This is a genomic window from Spirillospora sp. NPDC047279, from assembly GCF_040643285.1.
Taxonomy (GTDB): Bacteria; Actinomycetota; Actinomycetes; order Streptosporangiales; family Streptosporangiaceae; genus Spirillospora.
Genome location: NZ_JBEYUA010000012.1, coordinates 290,429 through 311,351 on the forward strand (window position 1 = coordinate 290,429; position 20,923 = coordinate 311,351).

Annotated in this window: 22 protein-coding genes and 1 riboswitch; of the genes, 16 read left to right on the forward strand and 6 right to left on the reverse strand. The window is 72.3% G+C overall.

Annotated elements, in window-relative coordinates; translation table 11 throughout:
• Positions 1-16: 16 nt before the first annotated feature.
• Genes ABZ810_RS29910 through ABZ810_RS29925 form a run of 4 tightly spaced genes read left to right on the forward strand, consistent with a single transcriptional unit; the run spans position 17 to position 3,305 of the window.
• Complete coding sequence (locus tag ABZ810_RS29910; RefSeq protein WP_358409010.1) at positions 17-961, forward strand: PPK2 family polyphosphate kinase; 945 nt, start codon at positions 17-19, stop codon at positions 959-961.
• Between the two features lie 58 nt (positions 962-1,019).
• The gene (locus ABZ810_RS29915) at positions 1,020-1,970 is read left to right on the forward strand and encodes a phosphatase PAP2 family protein (protein ID WP_358409012.1); all 951 of its coding nucleotides are present in this window, start codon (positions 1,020-1,022) and stop codon (positions 1,968-1,970) included.
• A 13-nt stretch (positions 1,971-1,983) separates the two neighbouring features.
• Complete coding sequence (gene rpe, locus ABZ810_RS29920; RefSeq protein ID WP_358409013.1) at positions 1,984-2,667, forward strand: ribulose-phosphate 3-epimerase; 684 nt, start codon at positions 1,984-1,986, stop codon at positions 2,665-2,667.
• Entirely contained in the window at positions 2,664-3,305 is a 642-nt protein-coding gene (locus ABZ810_RS29925; RefSeq protein ID WP_358409015.1) for an HAD-IA family hydrolase, read from the forward strand. The genes rpe and ABZ810_RS29925 overlap by 4 nt, the downstream gene beginning before the upstream one ends.
• A 96-nt stretch (positions 3,306-3,401) precedes the next feature.
• Here ABZ810_RS29925 and ABZ810_RS29930 read toward each other — a convergent pair whose 3' ends face one another.
• Entirely contained in the window at positions 3,402-3,857 is a 456-nt protein-coding gene (locus ABZ810_RS29930; protein ID WP_358409016.1) for a MarR family transcriptional regulator, read from the reverse strand.
• A 117-nt stretch (positions 3,858-3,974) separates the two neighbouring features.
• Between ABZ810_RS29930 and ABZ810_RS29935 the strand changes: the two genes are divergently transcribed.
• Positions 3,975-4,418 carry a DUF6069 family protein gene (locus ABZ810_RS29935; protein WP_358409018.1) on the forward strand — a complete coding sequence of 148 codons (444 nt, stop codon included), beginning with the start codon at positions 3,975-3,977 and terminating at the stop codon, positions 4,416-4,418.
• A 203-nt stretch (positions 4,419-4,621) separates the two neighbouring features.
• On the opposite strand, the gene ABZ810_RS29940 is transcribed toward ABZ810_RS29935, so the two are convergent.
• Entirely contained in the window at positions 4,622-5,038 is a 417-nt protein-coding gene (locus tag ABZ810_RS29940) for a DoxX family protein (RefSeq protein WP_358409020.1), read from the reverse strand.
• A gap of 182 nt (positions 5,039-5,220) precedes the next feature.
• Positions 5,221-5,351, forward strand: a riboswitch (FMN riboswitch).
• 85 nt (positions 5,352-5,436) lie between these two features.
• Here ABZ810_RS29940 and ABZ810_RS29945 point away from each other — a divergent pair.
• The 8 genes from ABZ810_RS29945 to ABZ810_RS29980 all read left to right on the forward strand — a co-directional run bounded on the left by ABZ810_RS29945 (position 5,437) and on the right by ABZ810_RS29980 (position 13,515).
• A complete protein-coding gene (locus ABZ810_RS29945) occupies positions 5,437-6,033 on the forward strand; it encodes a riboflavin synthase (protein ID WP_358409022.1) in 597 nt (198 codons plus the stop codon).
• Entirely contained in the window at positions 6,030-6,677 is a 648-nt protein-coding gene (pnuC, locus tag ABZ810_RS29950) for a nicotinamide riboside transporter PnuC (RefSeq protein ID WP_358409023.1), read from the forward strand. The genes ABZ810_RS29945 and pnuC overlap by 4 nt, the downstream gene beginning before the upstream one ends.
• Complete coding sequence (locus tag ABZ810_RS29955; protein ID WP_358409024.1) at positions 6,674-7,912, forward strand: bifunctional 3,4-dihydroxy-2-butanone-4-phosphate synthase/GTP cyclohydrolase II; 1,239 nt, start codon at positions 6,674-6,676, stop codon at positions 7,910-7,912. Before pnuC ends, ABZ810_RS29955 begins: the two co-directional genes overlap by 4 nt.
• Entirely contained in the window at positions 7,913-8,425 is a 513-nt protein-coding gene (ribH, locus tag ABZ810_RS29960; protein ID WP_358409026.1) for a 6,7-dimethyl-8-ribityllumazine synthase, read from the forward strand.
• A gap of 46 nt (positions 8,426-8,471) precedes the next feature.
• Positions 8,472-9,347 (forward strand): ATP phosphoribosyltransferase, encoded by an 876-nt coding sequence (gene hisG, locus ABZ810_RS29965; protein ID WP_358409027.1) that lies wholly within the window; start codon positions 8,472-8,474, stop codon positions 9,345-9,347.
• Entirely contained in the window at positions 9,340-9,786 is a 447-nt protein-coding gene (locus tag ABZ810_RS29970; RefSeq protein WP_358409028.1) for a PH domain-containing protein, read from the forward strand. Before hisG ends, ABZ810_RS29970 begins: the two co-directional genes overlap by 8 nt.
• Before the next feature lie 81 nt (positions 9,787-9,867).
• The gene (locus tag ABZ810_RS29975; protein ID WP_358409030.1) at positions 9,868-11,691 is read left to right on the forward strand and encodes a serine/threonine-protein kinase; all 1,824 of its coding nucleotides are present in this window, start codon (positions 9,868-9,870) and stop codon (positions 11,689-11,691) included.
• Between the two features lie 108 nt (positions 11,692-11,799).
• A complete protein-coding gene (locus tag ABZ810_RS29980) occupies positions 11,800-13,515 on the forward strand; it encodes an alpha/beta-hydrolase family protein (protein WP_358409032.1) in 1,716 nt (571 codons plus the stop codon).
• A gap of 132 nt (positions 13,516-13,647) precedes the next feature.
• On the opposite strand, the gene ABZ810_RS29985 is transcribed toward ABZ810_RS29980, so the two are convergent.
• The 4 genes from ABZ810_RS29985 to ABZ810_RS30000 are packed head-to-tail and all read right to left on the reverse strand — an operon-like array spanning position 13,648 to position 17,686.
• Positions 13,648-14,340: a CPBP family intramembrane glutamic endopeptidase gene (locus tag ABZ810_RS29985; RefSeq protein ID WP_358409034.1), complete on the reverse strand. Its 693-nt coding sequence runs from the start codon at positions 14,338-14,340 to the stop codon at positions 13,648-13,650.
• Positions 14,341-14,369: 29 nt separating this feature from the next.
• Entirely contained in the window at positions 14,370-14,987 is a 618-nt protein-coding gene (locus ABZ810_RS29990) for a hypothetical protein (RefSeq protein ID WP_358409036.1), read from the reverse strand.
• Entirely contained in the window at positions 14,984-16,384 is a 1,401-nt protein-coding gene (locus ABZ810_RS29995; RefSeq protein ID WP_358409038.1) for a selenium-binding family protein, read from the reverse strand. Before ABZ810_RS29995 ends, ABZ810_RS29990 begins: the two co-directional genes overlap by 4 nt.
• A 24-nt stretch (positions 16,385-16,408) precedes the next feature.
• Positions 16,409-17,686 (reverse strand): sulfite oxidase, encoded by a 1,278-nt coding sequence (locus ABZ810_RS30000; RefSeq protein WP_358409039.1) that lies wholly within the window; start codon positions 17,684-17,686, stop codon positions 16,409-16,411.
• A gap of 96 nt (positions 17,687-17,782) precedes the next feature.
• Here ABZ810_RS30000 and ABZ810_RS30005 point away from each other — a divergent pair, with 96 nt between their 5' ends.
• The 3 genes from ABZ810_RS30005 to ABZ810_RS30015 are packed head-to-tail and all read left to right on the forward strand — an operon-like array spanning position 17,783 to position 20,919.
• Complete coding sequence (locus ABZ810_RS30005) at positions 17,783-18,685, forward strand: MoxR family ATPase (protein WP_358409041.1); 903 nt, start codon at positions 17,783-17,785, stop codon at positions 18,683-18,685.
• A 7-nt stretch (positions 18,686-18,692) separates the two neighbouring features.
• Positions 18,693-19,820 (forward strand): VWA domain-containing protein, encoded by a 1,128-nt coding sequence (locus ABZ810_RS30010; protein ID WP_358409042.1) that lies wholly within the window; start codon positions 18,693-18,695, stop codon positions 19,818-19,820.
• On the forward strand, positions 19,801-20,919 hold the full coding sequence (locus ABZ810_RS30015) for an XdhC family protein (protein WP_358409044.1): 1,119 nt from the start codon (positions 19,801-19,803) through the stop codon (positions 20,917-20,919). The genes ABZ810_RS30010 and ABZ810_RS30015 overlap by 20 nt, the downstream gene beginning before the upstream one ends.
• Positions 20,920-20,923: the final 4 nt, after the last annotated feature.

Genomic DNA, 20,923 nt, shown 5'->3' on the forward strand with positions numbered 1-20,923 from the left:
GGGTGATCACTGGGGGATGGGTTCCACCAAGAAGGGCAAGTCAGCGAAGGGCAAGCCCGCGAAGAGCGGAAAGGGCGCCGCCGAGGCGCCCGGTGGGAAGCCGGCGGGACCGGGGCGGCGGCACGCGCCGTTCAGCGAGCTGCTGCGCTGCCCGCCGGGCCCGGTCGACGTGACCGCGTTCGACAGCTCGGCTACGCCCGGCGCCATCGGCAACAAGGCCGAGACCCGCCTGGCCATGCCCGGCTTCGGGGAGCGGCTCGCCGACCTCCAGGAACGGCTGTTCGCCGCGGCCCAGGCGGCCGGCGACCACCGGCGGGTGCTGCTCGTGCTCCAAGGCATGGACACCTCGGGCAAGGGCGGCACGGTCAAGCACGTCGTCGGCGCGGTCAATCCCTACGGCTGCCAGATCAGGTCGTTCAAGACGCCCACCAAGGAGGAGCTGAAGCACGACTTCCTCTGGCGGATCAGGCAGGCCCTGCCGAGCCCCGGGCACCTCGGGGTCTTCGACCGCTCCCACTACGAGGACGTGCTGATCGCGCGGGTGCGCGAGCTCGTGCCGCGCACGGTGTGGGCGCGCCGCTACGGGACCATCAACCGGTTCGAGGAACGGCTGGCCGACGACGGCTGCACGGTCGTGAAGTGTTTCCTGCACATCTCGCCGGAGACGCAGCGCGAACGCCTCATGGCGCGGCTCGACGATCCGACCAAGCACTGGAAGTACAACCCGTCGGACGTCGACGAGCGCCTGGTGTGGCCGGAGTACGCGGAGGCTTACAACGCGGTGCTCACCAAGTGCAACACCGAGGCCGCGCCGTGGCACGTGATCCCGTCCGACCGCAAGTGGTACCGCGACTACGCCGTGATGATGCTCCTCATCGAGGCCTTTGAGGGGCTTGGCCTGGAATGGCCGCCGGGAGACTTCGACCTGGCCGAGGAGAAGGCCCGCGTCGCGGCCTCATAATCCGCCGAAGCCTGGGTAGCCTCGAAGATCCGACGACGCGGGACTGTGGGGGATCTTCGTGCTCACCGGCTTCATGCAACTGATGTCGTTCATCGGCAGCGCGGCGTTCTTCCTGCCGCTGCTGGTGATCGTCTTCTGGTGCGTGGACACCCGGCTGGGCGCGCGGCTGGCCGTGCTGATGTCGCTGGGCTCGGTGGTCAACACCGTGCTCAAGCTGCTCTTCCACGCGCCCCGTCCGTTCTGGACCGATTCCTCTATCACCGGGTACGAGTCGCGGAACTCGTTCGGAATGCCGTCCGGGCACGCGCAGAACGCGTCGGCGCTCTACGGCTTCCTCGGCTTCCGGTCCGGCCGGCTGCTGGTGTGGGCGGGCTGCGCGGCGATGGTCGTCCTGATCGGCGTCTCGCGCGTCTACCTCGGCATGCACTCGATCGGGCAGGTCGCGGCGGGCTGGGCGGTCGGCGCCGTGCTCGTGGCGCTGGTGTTGTGGCTGGGCCCGGTCGTCACGCCGCTGTGGACGCGGCAGCCGATCGGCCTTCAGCTGGCGCTCAGCGTGGCCGTGTCGCTGCTGTGCCTGGCGGCGTCCTGGACGGCGGTGCGATCGCTGGACGGCTGGCGGTGGCCGGACGCCTGGGCGACCGCGATCATGGACGCGGGCGGCAGCCCGAAGCCGGTGACCCAGTACGACGGGGCCACCGCGGCCGGCGGCCTGTGCGGCATCCTGGCAGGCCTGTCGTGGACCGCCCACCGCGGCTGGTTCGAGACCGGGGGAGACCTCTGGCGGCGGCTGGCGCGCGTTCCGGCCGGGGCGCTCGGCGTGCTGGTGATCTACGGGGTCGGTCTCTTCTTCGGCGCGACCCACCCGGTGCCCGGCTTCGTCGTCCAGGCGCTGCTCGGCCTGTGGGTCGCGGCCGGGGCGCCCGAGACGTTCGTCCGGCTGGGCCTGGCCGCGCGTTCCACCCCCGCCCTCACCCGGGCGGGTGAGGAGCGGCCGCGGGTGCGCCAATAGACTCGACCGCATCATGGCTCCGCAGATCTCACCCAGCATCCTGTCCGCCGACTTCGCCCGGCTCGCCGACGACGTCGCGCTCATCTCCGACGCCGCCGACTGGGTGCACGTCGACGTGATGGACAACCACTTCGTGCCCAACCTGACGCTCGGCCTGCCGGTGGTGGAGGCGCTGCTCAAGCACAGCGCGCTGCCGCTCGACTGCCACCTCATGATCGAGGACCCGGACCGCTGGGCCCCGCAGTACGCCGAGGCCGGCGCCGGCAGCGTCACCATCCACGCCGAGGCCGCCAAGGCGCCGGTGCGCACGCTGCGGGCCATCAGGTCGGCCGGCGCCCGGGCCGGGCTGGCGGTCAACCCGGCCACCCCGGTCGAGCCGTGCGCCGACATCCTCGGCGAGATCGACATGTTGCTGCTGATGACCGTCGAGCCTGGCTTCGGCGGGCAGAGGTTCCTCGACGTCGTGCTGCCCAAGGTGCGCCGCGCCCGGGCCATGATCAAGGACCGCGACCTGCCGGTGTGGCTGCAGGTGGACGGCGGCGTCAGCGCCGAGACCATCGAACGGTGCGCCGACGCGGGCGCCGACGTGTTCGTGGCGGGCAACGCCGTCTACGGCGCCGACGACCCGGCCGAGGCGGTGCGCGCCCTCAAGGGCAAGGCCGCGCACGCCACCGCCGCCGCCACCTGGGCGCGATGACCGGCTTCCCCTGCGCGGCGGTGCTGTTCGACACCGACGGCACGCTCATCGACTCCACGCCGCTGATCGAGCGGGCCGCCCATCACTGGGCGGCCGAATACGGCATCGACCCGGTGGAGTACCTCGAGGGCTCGCACGGCCGCCGGACCAGCGACCGGATCGCCGAGTTCCTGCCGCCGGGGGAGGTGCGCGCCGCCACCGAACGGCTGGACGGCCTGGAGGCCGAGCTGCTCGGGGAGGGCGGCGTCGTCGCGCTGCCCGGCGTCGTCGACCTGCTGACCACCATGAACGGCCTGCCGTGGGCGATCGTGACGTCCATGGACCGGGGGCAGTTCGAGGCGCGCACCCGGATCGCCGGGGTGCCGCTGCCCGAGGTCGTGATCACCGCGGACGAGGTGACCCACGGCAAGCCCGACCCGGAGGGTTACCTGCTCGCCGCCCGCAAGCTGGGCGTGCCGCCCGCCGGCTGCGTCGTGGTGGAGGACGCCCCGGCGGGCGTGGCGGCGGGCAGGGCCGCGGGCGCCACGGTCATCGCCGTGACCACCAGCCACCGGCCCGGCGACCTCGCGGGCGCCGACCTGGTCATCCCGGACCTGACCCGCGTCACCGCCACCCCCGAAGGCCTGCGCGTCTCCTGATCATGCCGGCCGGCCGGCACGCGCGGGCCGCGCACACCTCGGGCCGGGCCGGGCTCAGCACGAGTCGCGCCGGGCCCAGCACACGCCACGCCGAGGTCAGCAGGAGCCGCGGCGGGCGCCCTCGCCGTCGCCCAGCACCGTCTTGAGCAGGTCGCGCAGGGCCAGGCGGTCGGCTTCGGGGAGGTCGAAGACCTCGTCGGCGATGCGGGCGTTGCGCGCCACGAGGGCGGCCCGCCTGCGTTCGCCCTCGGCGGTCAGCACGAGGTGCTTGACCCGCCGGTCGGCGGGGTCGGGCCGCCGCGTGACCAGGCCGCGCTGCTCCAGCCCGTCCACGATGCCCGTGACGTTCGACGCGTCGCAGGACAGGGTCTCGGCCAGGTCCCGCATGCGCGCGGTCCCGTTGACCGAGAGGAGCGCCTGTGCCTGCATGGGCGGCACGTCGAGGTCCGCGGAGACGCCCATGAGGTCCTCGCGCAGCCGCATGGTGACCTGGAAGACGAGCTCCAGGAGCTCGCGGCTGAGTGCGGCGCGGTCGTCGGGCGTGGCGTCCATGTCCCCGATCCTATGCAAGCCGTTGGCACGGTCGAATGTTGAGGACCTCAAGTATTTCCCTTATGCTCCTCAAAGGTTGAGGTACTCAACTATGTTCGAGCTCAAGGAGCGTGGGCGATGGCGGCGGCGACAGAGCAGGTGCAGGGCCTCGGCACCGGAGCGCGGTTGCGCGCCCGGGCGATCGTGATGGTGGCGGCGGTGCTCGCCACGCTGGTGGTCTGGGCGATCGCCGCCCTGGCCTTCGGGCAGGACGACCTCGTCGTCCAGCAGCCGGGCAAGGAGGAGATGGAGCTCGCGGCCGGGGCGTTCGTGTTCTTCTCGGCCGTCCCGTCGCTCCTGGGCTGGATCCTCCTGGAGGTCCTGGAGCGCTTCGCGCCGGCCCGGGCGCGGATCGTGTGGACCGTCGTGGCCGTCGTGGTCCTGCTGCTCTCGTTCCTGCCGGTGATCCAGGTGGAGGCGACCGGCGGCACGAAGGTCACCCTCGCGCTGCTGCATCTGGTGGTCGGGGCGGTGCTCATCCCCGGCTTCTGGCGTACGGGCCGGGGCCGGGCGGCGGAATGACGGGCGGCGGAATGACGGGCGGCGGAATGACGGGCAGCGGAATGACGGGCAGCGGCATGACGGGCAGCGGCATGACGGGCAGTGGCATGACGGGCCGTGCGCTGACGGGCCGCCGGTGAAGGCCGGTGGGTGCCGGGTGAGCCGGGCGCGCCCCGGGTCGCCGGCGCCCACCGGCCTTCGCGCACCGGCTCCGCCGGGCGCGGTCAGGACAGCGAGAAGAGCGGGCCGACGAGGTTGAGCCCGGGATGGGTCTCGGCCGCGTACAGGACGAAGAACCCCAGCGCGCCACCGGCCAGCGACACGTCCTTGGAGAACTGGATCTGCTCCTGCTGCTTGCCCTCGGGGCTCGTCTCGCTCCAGAACGCATGGAACAGGAACGCCGTCGCCAGCAGGAACACCAGCAACATCAGCGCCGCGAGATCGGGCCAGACGCCCAGGATCAGCAGCACCGCCGCGACGCCGATCCAGACGCCGGAGAACTGCACGGCCAGCTTGGGCTGCGGGAGTTTCTTGCCGGCGGCGTATCCCGCCATGGCCTCGGCGTTGGTCAGATGACCGAAGGCCGAGCCGAGGAAGATGAACGCGAACAGGATGCGGGCGATGAGTGCGATGACGTCCATGATCGCCTCCTAGGGGCTCATCGTGAGCCCCTCCTACCCATCCAGCAAGATCGTTGAACGTTGAACGGACGGCTGGATCATCCTATAACCGAACGAGCGCTTGGTTGGCCAAAAGTGGCCGTGGGCATCCTCACATACAGGTGGGAATGCAAGGCATGGCACACTGGTTGGCAAAGCAGTGAACGCGTGCTCCGGGGTCGGTGCAATTCCGAACCGGCGGTGACAGTCCGCGACCCGGCCGAAGCCATCGGCCGGTTGATCCGGTGGAATTCCGGGACCGACGGTGAAAGTCCGGATGGGAGGCAGCGCGCTGGTAGCTCCTGTACGCAGGGGCGAGCCGTCTTTTCGTCGTACGTCCCCGGAGCCCTCATGCACAGGCATTTGAGGAGGCCCGGGAGATGTTCACCGGCATCGTCGAGGAGCTCGGCGAGATCGAGGCCGTCGAGTCCGCAGCGGACTTGGTCAAGCTGACGATCCGCGGACCGCTTGTCACCCAGGACGCCGTGCACGGCGCCTCGATCGCGGTCAACGGCGTCTGCCTGACCGTCGTGGACGTCAAGGACGGGTCCTTCACCGCCGACGTCATCCAGGAGACGCTCGACAAGTCCAGCCTCGGGGGGCTCGAGGCCGGCTCCCGCGTCAACCTGGAACGTCCCGTCCGGCTGGCCGACCGGCTCGGCGGCCACCTGGTCCAGGGGCACGTCGACGGCGTCGGCGAGATCATCTCGCGTGAGCCGGGCGAACGCTGGGACGTCGTCACGTTCTCGCTCCCCGCCCACCTGAGCCGCTATCTGGTCGACAAGGGCTCGATCACGATCGACGGCATCAGCCTCACCGTGGTCGAGGCGGGCGCCGACCGCTTCAGCGTCGCGCTCATCCCGACCACGCTCTCGCTCACCACGCTCGGCGACAAGAAGCCCGGCGACCCGGTCAACCTCGAGGTCGACGTGGTCGCCAAGTACGTGGAGAAGCTGTTCGCCGGGAGCCCCCGGTGAACTGGCTGAACGCGGGTTTCACGCTCTTCGGCGAGCACATCCTGTGGACCGACCTGGTCGGCAACGTGTTCTCGCTCGCCGTGGTGTGGCTCGCCATGCGCAAGACCATCTGGACCTGGCCGGTGCAGATCACCGGCGCCCTCCTGCTGCTGGCCGCGTCGTTGCACGCGGCCGCCCCCGGCAACGCCCTCAAGCAGGTGCTCTTCATCGTCCTGGCCTCGTACGGCTGGACCAACTGGACCCGGCGGCAGCGCGCTGACAGCGGCTTCGTCGTCCGCCAGGCGACTCCGATCGAGCGCCTGGTCCTCATCGCCGCGCTGGTGATCGGCACCACGGTCGTCGCGCAGCTGTTCATCCACCTCGACTGGCTCAAGATCGCCTGGTCGCCGTGGGCGAACGCCTACATCTTCGTCGGCAGCGCGGTCGCGACCTTCGCGCAGAGCCGTGCCCTGGTCGACTTCTGGATCATTTGGGTGCTCGTGGACCTGGTCGGAGTGCCGCTGGCGCTCAAGTCGGGATTGTACGTCTCGGCCGCGGTCTACGGGATCTTCTTCGTCATGGTGATGGTCGGGTTCCGCAACTGGCTCCGGGAGTCCCGGAGCCGGGAGCAGGCGAACCCACGGAACAAGGCGGTGACCGCATGAGCGGCAGCGACGACGGACTGAACGAGAACGGGATCTTCGACTCGATCGAGGACGCGATCGCCGACATCGCGGCGGGCAAGCCCGTCGTGGTGGTCGACGACGAGGACCGCGAGAACGAGGGCGACATCATCTTCGCGGCCGCCAAGGCGACGCCCGAGCTGCTGGCGTTCACGATCCGCTACACCAGCGGGGTGATCTGCGTGCCGATGGAGGGGGACGACCTCGACCGGCTGCAGATCCCGCTGATGACCGCGCAGAACTCCGAGAAGATGCGCACCGCGTACACGGTCAGCGTGGACGCCCGCGACGGCGTGAGCACCGGCATCTCGGCTGCCGACCGGGCCAAGACGATCAAGACCCTGTGCGACTCGGCGACCGAGCCGTACGAGCTGGTCCGGCCCGGCCACATCTTCCCGCTGCGCTACCACCCGGGCGGCGTGCTGCGCCGCCGCGGCCACACCGAGGCCTCCGTCGACCTGTCCCGCCTGGCCGGCCTGCACCCGTCCGGCGTGCTGGCCGAGGTGGTCAACGACGACGGCACCATGGCCCGGCTGCCCGAGCTCCAGGTGTTCGCCAAGGAGCACGGCCTCAAGCTGATCTCGATCGAGCAGCTCGTCGAGTACCGCAAGCGCACCGAGCCGATGGTGCGGCGGGTCGTGGAGACGAGGCTGCCCAACCGGTTCGGCATGTGGCGCGCGGTGGGCTTCTCCAGCGCCATCGACGGCGGCGAGCACGTCGCCATGGTGCTCGGCGACCTCGGCGACGGCGAGGACGTGCTGATCCGCGCCCACTCCGAGTGCCTCACCGGCGACGTCCTGCACTCCGAGCGCTGCGACTGCGGCACCCAGCTGGACGCGGCCATGGAGCGCATCAGCGAGGAGGGCCGCGGCGTCGTCCTCTACCTGCGCGGGCACGAGGGCCGCGGCATCGGCCTGCTGGCCAAGCTGCGCGCGTACGCCCTCCAGGACAACGGCTCCGACACCGTCGACGCCAACCTGGAGCTGGGCCTGCCCGCCGACGCGCGCGAATACTCCAACGCCGCCCAGATGCTGCTCGACCTGGGCGTACGCTCGATCCGGGTGCTCACCAACAACCCCGACAAGCTCAAGGGCCTGGCCGGCTTCGGACTCGACGTCCTGGGCCGCGAGGCGATGCCGGTCGTGGTCACCGAGCACAACCGCCGTTACCTGACGGTCAAGCGCGACCGTCTCGGACACGAGATCGAGGGCCTGTAGATGAGCGGAGCAGGACGTCCTGAGGACCGTACCGTCGACGCCGGAGGGCTGACCCTCGGCATCGCCTGCACCCGCTGGCACGGCCAGATCACCGACCGGCTGCTGGAGCGGGCGCTCGACGCCGCCAAGGCCTGCGGCGTCGCCGAGCCCGTCGCCGTCCGCGTCGCCGGGGCCCTGGAGCTGCCGGTGATCGCCCAGCAGCTCGCCCGCGACCTCGACGCCGTGGTGGTCCTCGGCGCGGTGATCAGGGGCGAGACGGCGCATTTCGACTACGTGTGCGACTCGGTGACGGCCGGTGTGACCCGTGTCGCGCTCGACGAGGCGACTCCGGTGGGCAACGGGGTCCTCACGTGTGACACCATTGACCAGGCACTGGCACGCAGCGGGCTGCCCGACAGCAGCGAAGACAAGGGATGGGAGGCGACTGTGGCCGCACTCGACACGGCTCTGACCCTGCGAGGACTGCGGCATCACGGGCACGCCGGGCATGGTGTGGAGCATCTGAGCTCCTGAATCCCCGGATCACCCGTCGCAGTCTCATCCACCGAAAGGTTCCACCGTGCTGTCCCTCGTCCTGCCCAAGGGCTCCCTGGAGAAGGCCACCCTCGAGTTGTTCGACGCCGCCGACCTGACCGTCCGGCGGTCCTCCGATCGTGACTACCGCGCGTCGATCGACGATCCGCGCATCGACCGGGTGCGCGTGCTGCGCCCCCAGGAGATCCCGACCTACCTCGAGCAGGGCCTGTTCGACCTGGGCATCACCGGCCGTGACTGGATCACCGAGACCGACTCCGACGTGGTCGGCCTGGGCGAGCTGAAGTACTCCAAGGCCACCTCCAACCCGGTCCGCGTGATCATGGCGGTGCCCAACGACGCGCCCTGGCAGAAGGTCTCCGACCTGCCCGACGGCGTGCGGATCTCCACCGAGTTCCCGGCGATGACCGACCGCTTCCTGGAGAAGCACGGCGTCAAGGCCAAGGTCGTGCCGTCCTACGGCGCCACCGAGGCCAAGGTCCCCGACATCGTCGACGTGATCGTCGACCTCACCGAGACCGGCTCGTCGCTGCGCAAGAACGGCCTGCGCATCCTCGACACCCTGCTGACCAGCTACACCGAGCTGGTCGCCAACCGCGAGGCCTACGAGGACGCCGAGAAGCGCGCGGCCATGGAGGACGTCGCGCTGCTGCTCCAGGGCGCGATCCGGGCCCGCGGCAACGTGCTGCTCAAGCTCAACGTCGCCTCCGCCGACCTGCGGGCCGTCGTCGACATCCTGCCCGCGATGTCCTCGCCGACCGTCACCGCGCTGGCCGGCGGCGACTCCAACGCGGTCGAGAGCGTGGTGCCCAAGCGCGGCGTCAACACGCTCATCCCGGCGCTCAAGGCGGCCGGCGCCCACGACATCCTCGAGATCCCGATTTCCAAGATCGTTGACTGACGCACCGGCCCTTCCCACCGAGTGGCGCCCCCGCACCACCCGGGTCGTCGCCTACGCCACGGCGGGCACGATCGTGCTCGGCATGATCGTCCTCGCCGTGGTGGTGGCGCCCGACTTCAAGCTGGTCGACCGGCTCCTGATGGTCGCGTTCGGGCTCGGCATCGCCTGGATCCTGCACATGCTCGCGCGCTGCCGGGTGGCCGCCGACGAGGCCGGCCTCACCGTGGTCAACGCGTTCCGCACGCGGCGGCTGGAATGGCCCGAGGTGCTCGACGTGACGATGTCGGTCGGCGAACCCTGGCCGACCCTCGATCTGGCCGACGGCACCTCCCTCGGCGCCATGGGCATCAACGGCGCGGAGAAGGGGCTGGCCGCCGCCCAGGTCGCCGAGCTCCAGGCCCTCGTCCGGCAGCGCGGCGAGGCCCCCGACCCCGCCTGATCTCGCCTGATCAAGGTTGGTTTTCACGGAAAGCCCGGTTCGCCGCGTTCTCCGTCCGAGCCGGGCTCTAGGATCAGCGCCGTGACGTCTGGGCAGAAGGTGGTCGACGACCGGTTCGAGCTGGTCGACCGGCTGGGCAGTGGTGGCATGGGCACGGTCTGGCGCGCCCGCGACCTGGCGCTGCACCGCGAGGTGGCGCTGAAGGAGGTGCGCCCCGCCGGGGCCGACCCGGTCCGCGACGATCCGAAGCTCGCGCGCATGATGCGGGAGCGCGTGATGCGCGAGGCCCGCGCGCTCGCCCGGATCGACCATCCCAACGTGGTCCGCATCCACCACATCGTCGACGAGCCCGACATGGACTACCCGTGGCTGGTCATGGAGCTCGTGCGCGGCGGCTCGCTCAGCGGCCGGCTGGCCGAGCGCGATCTGTCCCCGGCCGAGGCGGCGGTGCTCGGCCGCGGCGTCCTCGGGGCGCTGCGGGCCGTGCACGAGGCCGGGATCTGCCACCGCGACGTCAAGCCCGCCAACGTGCTGCTCCGGACCGACGGCAGCCCGGTGCTGACCGACTTCGGCATCGCGGCGCTCGACGACGTCTCCCGGCTGACCGCCACCGGCGGCCTGGCCGGGTCGCCCGAGTACATCGCGCCCGAACGCCTGCACGGCAAGGAGGGCGACCCGGCGTCCGACTTCTGGTCGCTCGGCATGTTGCTGTACGTCGCGGTCGAGGGCCACAACCCGATGCGCCGACCCACCACCGCCGCCACGCTCGCCGCGGTGTTGCGGGCCGACGTTCCGCCGCCGGTGCAGGCGGGCCCGCTGGCCGGCGTTCTGCAGGCCCTGCTGGTGGCCGATCCGGCCGCCCGTCCCGGCGCGGAGCAGCTGGACCACATGCTCGCCCAGGCCGCGTACGGCCAGGGCTCGGCGGCCTCCTCGGCGGGCGGTCTCGCCGCCGCGGCCCCGGCGGCAGGTCCGGCGGCAGGTCCGGTGGCGGGTCCGGCGGTGGGGGAGGCCCCGCCGTCGACGCCCGAGCCGTTCGCGCCGCCGACGCCGGAGCCGTTCGGCTCCCTCACCCCGCCGGCGCCGCCGGCCCACCCGAACGCGCCGCAGTATCCCTATCCCGCCGGTCCCGGCTTCGGAGGCCCGCCCGCGGGCGGGCCCACGGGTCCCGGCCTCGGCCATCAGCCGACCGGGCCGGGGTTCGGTGCTCCCGGCCAGACCGGGCCGGGGTTCGGGGGGCCCGGCCACGGGAGCCGCCCCTCGCGGCGTTCCAGCGCGCTGGTCATCGCCCTGCCGATCGGCGCCGCGACCGTGGTCGGGGTCCTGCTGGTGGCGATGGTCGTGCTGATCCCGAAGGTGCTGGACGGCGCCCGCCAGGGCGGCGCCGGCAACGAGGGCGGCTCGCTCACCGGCCGCACCGGTGACCCGACGGCGTCCGCCGGGGCGACGCGCGCGCCGGGCAAGGTCGACCTGCTGACGCCGGCCGCCATCCGGCAGGTGATCGCGGCGTTCGAGAAGGCCGCAGGGACGACGAGGTTCGCCAGCCTCAAGGTCTATCCGGAGTACGCGTACGCCGACGTGCCGGTGCGCGGCGTGAAGAACGGCTTCGACCAGTACGAATACCGCGACGGGCGGGCGGCGCGGGACCGGCCGTCGATCGCCGTCGACGAGGACGACGGCCTGGTCGACCTGAAGACGTTCAACTGGAACGCGGTGCCGGCCCTGTTCAAGGCCTGCGGCAGGCTCGGGGTCCACAAGCCCACCAGCCGCTACATCCTCGTCGAGCCCGCCTGGACGTTCTACAACAAGAAGCCGGTCATGATGTTCTACCTGTCCGGCGAATACAACAGCGCCTACCTCGCGGCCAACCAGAAGGGCACGGTCGTCCACCGCAACAAGGCCAGCTGACCGGCACGGCCGGCTGACCGGCACGACTGGCACGACCGGCACGACCGGGGCGGAGCGTCACCCGGCCGGTGTGAGGCGGAGCGCGCCCGGCCCGGCGATCCTCACGCCATGGTCCAGTCAGCACCTGACGACGCGGACGCGGACGCGGTCGCGGTCACCGAGGCGCCCACGCCGCGCGACACGTCGGCGCGGGTGGTGCGCCGGCGGCTCGGATACGCCGGGCTCGCCGGCGCCCTGATCTTCTGCTGCCTCTCGCTCACCCCGTCGCTGCTTCCCCGGGGCGCCCTGCTCCAAGGGGCGATCAGCGGGGTCACCGCGGTCATCGGCTACGGCCTCGGCGCCCTCGCCGGAGCCGTCGTGGCGCACTTCGTCAAGCGCCAACCGAGCGCGCGGACCCGGAAGATCGCGGCACGGGTGCTGATCTTCGTGGGGATCCCGGCCCTCGTGCTCTTCGGCCGGCTCGGCGCGGTGTGGCAGCGCGACCTGCGGCTGCTGATGGGCATGGAGCCGCTGGACACCCGCGACGGCCTGCTCATCATGACCGTCGCGATCCTGGTGTTCGCCCTCCTGTTGCTGATCGCGCGGGCGATCCGGCTGGGCACCCGAACGCTGGTCAGGCTGTTCCTGCGCTTCCTGCCCCGGCCGGTCGCCTACGCCGCGGGCGTGACGGCCAGCGTCGTGATCCTCGTCGGCTTCGTGCAGGGATTCCTGCTGAGCTCCTTCGTGGACGTCGCGAACGAGGCGTCGTCGCTGGCCAACGGCGGGACGACCGAGGGGATCGAGCAGCCGGCCCTCGCGACCCTGTCCGGGAGCCCGCGGTCGCTCATCCCGTGGGACTCGCTCGGGCTGAAGGGGCGCGACTTCGCCGGCAGCGCCAGCACCAAGGCCGAGATCGCCACGTTCAACGGGCGGCCGGCGCTGGACCCGATCCGGGTGTACGCCGGGCTGGAGTCGGCGGACTCCTACCAGGAGCAGGCGCGGCTGGCGGTGCGCGAGATGGACCGCACGGGCGCGTTCGACCGCGCCGTGATCGCGGTGATCACCACGACCGGGACCGGCTGGATCGACGAGAACGTCGCGGACTCGCTGGAGTACATGTACGGCGGCGACACCGCCCTCGTGGGCATGCAGTACTCCTACCTGCCGAGCTGGATCTCGTTCCTGGTGGACAAGTCCAAGGCGACGCAGGCGTCCGAGGCGCTGGTCGGCGAGATCCGGGCCCGGTGGTCGGGGATGCCCGCCGCGACCCGGCCCAAGCTGGTGGTGTTCGGCGAGAGCCTCGGCTCGTACGGGACGGAGACCGCGTTCGACAGCGTCGGGAACCTCACCGCTCAGACCGACGGCGCGCTGCTGGTCGGGCCGCCGTTCGACAACCCGATCTGGCAGGGCCTCACCGACGACCGGGAGGCCGGCAGCGCGGTGTGGCGCCCGGTGGTCGACCAGGGCCGGACCGTGCGCTTCGCGCAGAACCCCGCCGACCTGCGCACGCCCGCCTCGGCCTGGAACCGGCCCCGCGTGGTCTACCTCCAGAACGCCTCGGACCCGATCACCTGGTGGAGCCCGCGCCTGCTGCTGAGGTCGCCGGAGTGGCTGGACCATCCGCGCGGCCCGGACGTCACCGACGACATGCGCTTCTACCCGGTCATCACGTTCTGGCAGGTCACCGCCGACCTGGCGTTCTCCAACGGCGTCCCGGCCGGCCACGGGCACCGGTACGGCTCCAACGTGGTCGAGGGCTGGGCCGCGCTGCTCACGCCGCCGGAGTGGAGCGCCGACGACAGCGTCAGCCTCAAGGCGATCCTCGACGCCCGCCAGGACGACTGACGCCCCGGCCCGTCGGCCGCGGCGGACGGACGCAGGCCCGTACGTGAGGCCCGTACGCGAGGCCCGTACGTGAGGCCCGTACGTGAGGCCCGTACGTGAGCCCGTACGCGGGACGGACGTGAGCCAGGCGGGTCAGCGGCCGCCGCCGTTGAGGGCCCACGCGAAGGCGACGCCCAGACCGTTGAGGGCCCAGTGCAGGCCCATCGGTGCGAGCAGGCTGCCCGAACGGCGGCGCAGCTCGCAGAACACCACCCCGGCGAGCGCCGTGCCCACGACCACGCCCGAGACCGCCAGCGTGGTCGCCAGCGGGCCGTCGCCGACGATGCCGCCGACGGCGGCGTTGCGTCCCGCCAGACCCGTCGAGGGCAGCACGTGCCAGAGCCCGAACAGTGCCGAGGAGCCGATGATGGCGTTCCGCGTGCCCCAGCGGCTTTCCAGCACGGCGTAGAGCACGCCCCGGAACGCGATCTCCTCCAGCAGGACGGTGCCGAGGGGGACCCGGCCGAAGGCGTTCCAGAGCACCTCACCGCCGGACAGCTCCGCCGCCCGATCGTCGGCGAACGCGTCCTGGGTGAGCGGCAGCACGGCACCGGCCGCGTAGGCCAGGAGCACCAGCCCGGCCGCCGCGCCGCCCCAGCGCAGCCCGCTCCGCCAGGTGCCGCGCCCGAGGCCGAGGTCGTCCCAGGAACAGCCGTCCCAGCGGGCGAGGACGATCAGCAGCACCGTCGCGCCGACACCGGTGATGACGTAGGCGTCGGAGGCGAGCCGGTTGTTGAGCACGTTGGCGGTGACGAGGACCACGATGACGGCGACAGGCTGGATCATGGGCCCGCTCTCGGTAGGCGTCCGCGTGCTCAAGCCGTGAGGAGTGTCGCCGCCCCCGCGCCGATGAGCGCGACCGCCCACACCCTGTCGAGATTGAACCAGGCCCGGCGCAGCACGGCCAGGCCGACGATCTCGTACACCGTGACCGCCACCGCGCCCGCGACCGCGAACATCGCGAGGCTGTGCACGCCGGTGACGAAGACGCCCGCGGCCAGGCCGCCGCCCGCGTCGTGGTGGTGACCGGAGGAACCGGTGGAGGTCAGGACGGGCAGCAACATCAGACCCGCGCCGTGCACCGACGACATCAGGAACGACCAGCCGGCCAGCTGCCAGAGCGACAGCCGCATGCCGACCCAGCGGAAGTGCCGCTGGGACAGCAGCCGCCACAACCCGAAGCCGACCAGCGCCGCGCCGCCGGCGATCGCGACGACCTGCGTCGCGACCACCGACTGCGTGAGCGACACCAGCACCGCGACCACGCCGACCGAGGCGGCGTGACCGGCGGCGATGGCGGGCAGCGACTGGAGCACCAGCGCGCGGCTGCGTTCCTGGAGCCCGCGCGCCACCGCGAACAGCCAGCCCATCCCGGGGTTGAGCCCGTGGAACGCCCCCAGCGCCAGCAGCGCCGCGAGCGAGCCGTTGGTCACGGATAGCAGTAGGAGTCGGAGGACGCGTCGCCGCCCTGCAGCCGCGTCTGGTGCGGGCGCAGGCCACGGAACGCGTCGCCGTTGGGGAAGAAGCGTTCGTCGAACGTGAACCCCTCGGGCGTGGAGTCGAGCTTGGCCATCCAGGCGCCCACGCCGTCGGGGTAGAACTGGTCGTCCCACGCCCCGTAGAGCGAGTTGGTCACGTAGACGCGCCGGCCGTCGCGGCTGACCTCCACCATCTGCGGGCCGCCCGCCAGCGGCAGGTCCGGCGCGGCCGGGTGCGCGGTGCGGTTCACGATGCCGCCGATGCGCACCGAGCCGGCCTCCACCGGGTTGAACGGGTCGCTCACGTCGTAGCGCCTGAGCTCGCCGGTGCCCCAGCACGACACGTACAGCCACTGGTCGTCGACCGACAGGTCGATGTCGGTGACCAGCGGCGGCACCGCGCCGAACGGGCGGATGACCGGCGGCAGCGTCTCGGGGTCGTCGACCGGCTCGGCCGGGATCGTGATGACCTTCTTCGCCGCCCACGCGTCGCCGTCGCGGTGCCAGACCCACACCGAGGCCGACAGGTCCTCGACGCTGACGACCACGCCGACGAACCCGTACAGCTTGGTCGGGTCGTGGGCGGGCCGCAGCTCCAGCGCCATCTGGTGCTGGTCGCCGAGGTCGACGGTCTGCACGTGCTTGCGCTTGCGCAGGTCCCAGAAGTGGATGGCGTGCCCGTACTCGCGGCCGAGCAGCAGCTCCCCGACCACGCCGTCCTCGATCATCGACGGCGTGCCCCACTCGGAGGTGACCAGCACGTCGTGCGCGATGTGCCACCAGGCGTCGTAGGCGAAGTACTGCGGGCCGCGGTCGACCTCCCACTGCCCGAGCACCTCGAACGAGGTGTGGTCGAGCAGCGCGATCCCGCCGGGCCCCTCGCCCTCGGCGTTGCCCAGGGCCGTGACGTAGAGGCCCTCGGGTCCGCAGTGCACGGTGTGGGGACGCGAGTAGCCCGCGCGCTGGGCGAGCTCCTCGGCCTCGATGGTCTTCACCAGCTGCGGCTTGAGGGGGTCGTCCTTGGTGTCGAAGACGTGGATCCGCGACGAGCGCAGGCCCGGCACGATCAGGTAGCGGCGTTCGACGTGCGGATGCGGCGCGTACGGGCACAGCGCGCTGCTGCACGCGTTCCAGCCGAAGTGGTGCAGCTCGTCGCCGGTGCCGGGCAGGTCGGTCCAGCCGACCACGTCGCCGTAGGAGGCCGAGCCGGGGTCGACGTCGAGCACCGCGATGGCGTCGGATCTGCCGGCCGCCCGGTCGAACGCGGCGACGTAGGCCAGCTTCTCCGGCGGTGCCTTCACGGCGTCGCGGGGCGAGGCGTAGAACGTGGGGTCTGGCTTCCAGAGGGCCATGGGATTCCTCAGGGGTGGTGACTGCTAGGTGACGGTGACCGGGTGCCGGACGACGGCGCCGAAGAGGTAGCCGAGCGTGTTGTGGGGGACGGTCGCGGGCTGCCGGGCGCCGGTCTCGTCGACGGCGCGGGCGAGCAGCTCGTACCGGCCGGTGGCCGGGGGCCGCCACGTGTGCTCCCAGCGGACCCAGGCGCGTGACGGGTGCGGTCCGTGAGTCCTGGCGCGGTGCCAGGTCGCGCCGCCGTCGGTGCTCACCTCGACCGTCCGGATCCGGCCGTTGCCCGACCACGAACGTCCGGTCAGCACGTGCCGGCGTCCGGCGGCGAGCGTGGCGTCCCAGGGCAGCTCGAACGCGCTCTTGACGTTCATCCTGGTCAGTGGCGCGCTGCCCTCGGCGGGGTGGTCGGGTCCGAAGAAGCGGTAGAAGCGGGTGTTCCACGGCGAGAACAGCGGCTGGTCGGAGACCTGGATGTCGCCGAGCCACTTCACCGACGCGATGCCGACCCACGACGGGACCACGAGGCGGACCGGGAACCCGTGGTCGGGGGCGAGCGGCTCGCCGTTCATCTCGTACGCCAGCAGCACGTCCTTGAGTGCCTTGGCGACCGGCAGCGGACGCCGCACCCGGCCGAGGTTCTCGCCCTTGTCGATGTACTCAGGATCGAGCCCGCGGGGCAGGATGTCCACCGCCCGCCGGGTCAGCCCGGCGCGTTCCAGCACGGTCGACAGCGGGACGCCGCGCCAGCGCGCGACGCCGACGGCGCCGAGCTTCCACGGTGTGCCGGAGACCTGCTGTCCCTGCTGCGAGGTGAAGAAGCCGCGGCCGTTGCCGGTGCACTCGATGAACGCGGTGATGGTCTCGGCGCGCAGGCCGAGCAGGTCCTCGTAGGAGAACTCGACCGGGGCGTCCTCGGCGGGGGAACCGCGCAGGCCGCTTCCCCACAGCTTGAGCCGCCAGGTGCGGGCGTCGATGAGCGGCGTGGAGACGTGGTTGCGGACGAAGAACCGGTCGACGGGCGTGTGGAGGCCGGCGCCCTTGAGCGCCTCCCACCGCGTCTCGGCGTTGGTGCCGTGGGTGATGAACAGCTCCGGCGGCAGCGGCTTGACGATCGGCCCGTCGGCGGCCGCCGCGGTCGTGGTGGTGGACGCGGTCGCGGGGGCGGCGGCCGAGGCGGCGCCCATGAACGCGGCGCCGAGGCCGGCGCCCGCGGTGGCCCGGAGCATTCCGCGCCGGGACATCCGTTGCCATTGCTCGGCGCGCACCTGTTCGTAGGCGGCCTCGTCGGTGAGGTCAGGCTCCATGCGACCGATCGTGTCCACAAAACCGCATAAAGTCAACTGTTCATGTAGGAAAAGTTGGCAGCTCATGGGCGTTTCGCCGGTGGGTAGTGTGAGGGAGTGACGCTTAACGCGGCGAACGGGGCACCCGGCATCGAATCGCCCGCCGAGCTCGCGCGCCTGCTCGACCAGGAGACCTACCTGGCCGACGAGGGACTGGCGACGGCGGGCTACCTGGCACTGGTGATGCGGCGCCCGCTGTTCCTGGAGGGCGAGGCCGGGGTCGGCAAGACCGCGCTGGCCAAGGCGCTCGCGCAGGTGCTCGGAGCCCCCCTGATCAGGCTGCAGTGCTACGAGGGCCTGGACGCGGCGCAGGCGCTCTACGACTGGGACTTCCCGCGCCAGCTGCTGCACCTGCGCGCCGCCGAGGCCGCCGGGGTGAACGACGTCGGCCGGATCGAGGGCGAGCTCTACGACCGGCGCTTCCTGCTCGCCCGGCCGCTGCTCCAGGCCCTGGAGACCGTGCCCAGCGTGCTGCTCGTCGACGAGATCGACCGGGCCGACGACGAGTTCGAGGCGTTCCTGCTCGAGGTGCTGAGCGACTTCACCATCTCCATCCCCGAGCTGGGCACGGTCCGCGCGGCCGAGCCGCCCGTCGTGGTCGTCACCTCCAACCGCACCCGCGAGGTGCACGACGCGCTCAAGCGCCGGTGCCTCTACCACTGGCTGGAGCACCCGTCCTACGCCCGCGAGGTCGCCATCATCCGCCGCCGCCTCCCGGCCGCGGCGGGCCGCCTGGCCGGTCAGGTCGCGCACGCCGCGCAGCGGCTGCGCGGCGCCGACCTGCTCAAGCCGCCCGGCGTGGCCGAGAGCATCGACTGGACCGAGGCGCTGGTCGCGCTCGGCGCCCGCGAGCTCGACCCCGAGACGGCGGCGGTCACGCTCGGCGCGGTGCTCAAATACCGCGAAGACCAGGAGCGCGTCGTCAAGAACGGCCTGGCCGCCCTCCTCGACGGCGGGTGAGCGGCCCGTGCGCGACGTCACCGAGACCATCATCGGGTTCGCCCGGACCGTGCGCGCGGCGGGCGGCCCCGCCGACCCCGAGCGCGTCCAGACGATGGTGCGCGCGCTCGACCACCTCGACGTGCTCGACCCCGCCGACGTCTACTGGGCGGGCCGGTTCACCCTGTGCGCCGAGCCCGACGACATCGCCCGCTACGACCGCTGCTTCGCCGCCTACTTCGCGGGCCGGACGGCGCGTGCGGGGCGGCGCGTCCCGCCCCCCGTCGTCCAGCGGCACATGGTCGTGCCGACCCCGCGGACGTCCGGGGGAGAGGAACGGCCGACCGACACCGAGCTGACCACCGCCAGCGACGTGGAGGTGCTGCGCCACCGCGACGTCGCGCGGCTCGGCGCCGCCGAACGCGCCGAGGTCTCCCGGCTCATCGCGCTGCTGACCGCGTCCGCCGAACCCCGCCGGTCGCGCCGCTTCAGCCCGGCGCCGAGCGGCCGGCTCGACCCGGCCCGCACCGTGCGCGAGGTGCTGCGGCGCGGCGGCGAGATCTCCGGACTGCGCCACCGCGCCCACCGCACCAGGCCCCGCCGGGTCGTGCTGCTCGTCGACGTCAGCGGCTCGATGGCGCCGTACGCCGACGCGCTGCTGCGGTTCGCGCACGCCGCGGCGCGCGCGGGCGGGCGCGGCGTGGAGGTGTTCAGCGTCGGCACGCGCCTGACCCGGGTCACCCGCGAGCTGCGGCACCGCGACCCCGACACCGCGATGACGGCGGTGTCGGCGGCGATCCCCGACTGGAGCGGCGGCACCCGGCTGGGGGAGGAGCTCAAGGAGTTCCTCGACCGGTTCGGGCAGCGCGGCCTGGCGCGCGGCGCGGTCGTCGTCATCGCCTCCGACGGCTGGGAACGCGGCGACGCCGCGCTGCTCGGCGTCCAGATGGCGAGGCTGCACCGGCTCGCCCACCGGGTCGTCTGGGCCAACCCGCACAAGGCCCGGCCCGGCTACGAGCCGCTGACGGCCGGCATGGCGGCGGCGCTGCCGCACATCGACGACTTCACCTCAGGGCACAGCCTCGGCGCCCTGGAGGACCTGGCCAGACTGATCAGCGGCGGAGGGGGCGCACACCATGCGCGACGTGCTCGATGAGATCGCGGGCTGGTACGAGGGCGGGGAGACGTTCGGGCTCGCCACCGTGGTCGACACCTTCCGCAGCGCGCCGCGGCCGCCCGGCGCGGCGATGGCGGTGTCGGCCTCGGGCGAGGTGGCGGGCAGCGTCTCGGGCGGCTGCGTGGAGGGCGCGGTCTACGAGCTGGCCCGGTCGGTGATCGAGTCCGGCACGCCGGTGATCCAGCGGTACGGGGTGAGCGACGACGACGCGTTCGCGGTCGGCCTCACCTGCGGCGGCATCCTCGACATCCTGGTCGAGCCGGTCGGGCCCGCCACGTTCCCCGAGTTCGGCGAGGTCGCCCGGTCGATCGCCGCGCACGAGCCGGTGGCCGTCGCGACCGTCGTCACGGGCCCGGGGGAGATCGGCGCGCGGCGGGTGATCTGGCCGGACCGCGCGGCCGGCTCGCTGGCGCCCGGCGCCCCGTACGCCGCGCGGCTCGACGGCGCGGTCGACGACGACGCGCGCGGGATGCTCGCCCAGGGGCTCACCGGTCGGCGGCACTACGGCCGCGAGGGGGAGCGGCGGCTCGACGAGCTGGCGGTGTTCGTGCACGGCTTCGCGCCGCCGCCGCGCCTGCTGGTCTTCGGCGCCATCGACTTCGCGGCGGCGGTCGCCCGCGTCGGCAAGTTCCTCGGCTACCAGGTGACGGTCTGCGACGCGCGCGGGGTGTTCGCGACGCCCAAGCGGTTCCCGGACGCCGACGAGGTCGTGGTCAGGTGGCCGCACAAGTTCCTCGACGAGGCGGTGGTGGACGAGCGCACGGCGATCTGCGTGCTCACCCACGACCCGAAGTTCGACGTGCCGCTCCTGGAGGTCGCCCTGCGCACCCCGGCGGGTTACATCGGCGCGATGGGTTCGCGGCGCACCCACGACGACCGGTTGTCACGGCTGCGCGAGGCCGGGCTGACGGACGCCGAGCTGGCCCGGCTGCGGTCGCCGATCGGGCTCGACCTGGGCGCCCGCACGCCCGAGGAGACGGCGGTGTCGATCGCAGCGGAGCTGATCCAGCTCAGATGGGGAGGTTCCGGGCGTCCCCTTACCGACACCACCGGCCGGATCCACGGCGAAGCCGGGTGAGAGG

Coding starts and splice junctions, on each gene's coding strand:
- ABZ810_RS30000 (WP_358409039.1), bottom strand. CDS start 17,686: ATGGAGCCTGACCTCACCGACGAGGCCGCCTACGAACAGGTGCGCGCC.
- ribH (WP_358409026.1), top strand. CDS start 7,913: ATGAGCGGAGCAGGACGTCCTGAGGACCGTACCGTCGACGCCGGAGGG.
- ABZ810_RS29940 (WP_358409020.1), bottom strand. CDS start 5,038: ATGGACGTCATCGCACTCATCGCCCGCATCCTGTTCGCGTTCATCTTC.
- rpe (WP_358409013.1), top strand. CDS start 1,984: ATGGCTCCGCAGATCTCACCCAGCATCCTGTCCGCCGACTTCGCCCGG.
- ABZ810_RS29945 (WP_358409022.1), top strand. CDS start 5,437: ATGTTCACCGGCATCGTCGAGGAGCTCGGCGAGATCGAGGCCGTCGAG.
- ABZ810_RS29995 (WP_358409038.1), bottom strand. CDS start 16,384: ATGGCCCTCTGGAAGCCAGACCCCACGTTCTACGCCTCGCCCCGCGAC.
- ABZ810_RS29980 (WP_358409032.1), top strand. CDS start 11,800: ATGGTCCAGTCAGCACCTGACGACGCGGACGCGGACGCGGTCGCGGTC.
- ABZ810_RS29925 (WP_358409015.1), top strand. CDS start 2,664: ATGACCGGCTTCCCCTGCGCGGCGGTGCTGTTCGACACCGACGGCACG.
- ABZ810_RS30015 (WP_358409044.1), top strand. CDS start 19,801: ATGCGCGACGTGCTCGATGAGATCGCGGGCTGGTACGAGGGCGGGGAG.
- ABZ810_RS29935 (WP_358409018.1), top strand. CDS start 3,975: ATGGCGGCGGCGACAGAGCAGGTGCAGGGCCTCGGCACCGGAGCGCGG.
- ABZ810_RS29910 (WP_358409010.1), top strand. CDS start 17: ATGGGTTCCACCAAGAAGGGCAAGTCAGCGAAGGGCAAGCCCGCGAAG.
- ABZ810_RS29955 (WP_358409024.1), top strand. CDS start 6,674: ATGAGCGGCAGCGACGACGGACTGAACGAGAACGGGATCTTCGACTCG.
- ABZ810_RS29985 (WP_358409034.1), bottom strand. CDS start 14,340: ATGATCCAGCCTGTCGCCGTCATCGTGGTCCTCGTCACCGCCAACGTG.
- ABZ810_RS29930 (WP_358409016.1), bottom strand. CDS start 3,857: ATGGACGCCACGCCCGACGACCGCGCCGCACTCAGCCGCGAGCTCCTG.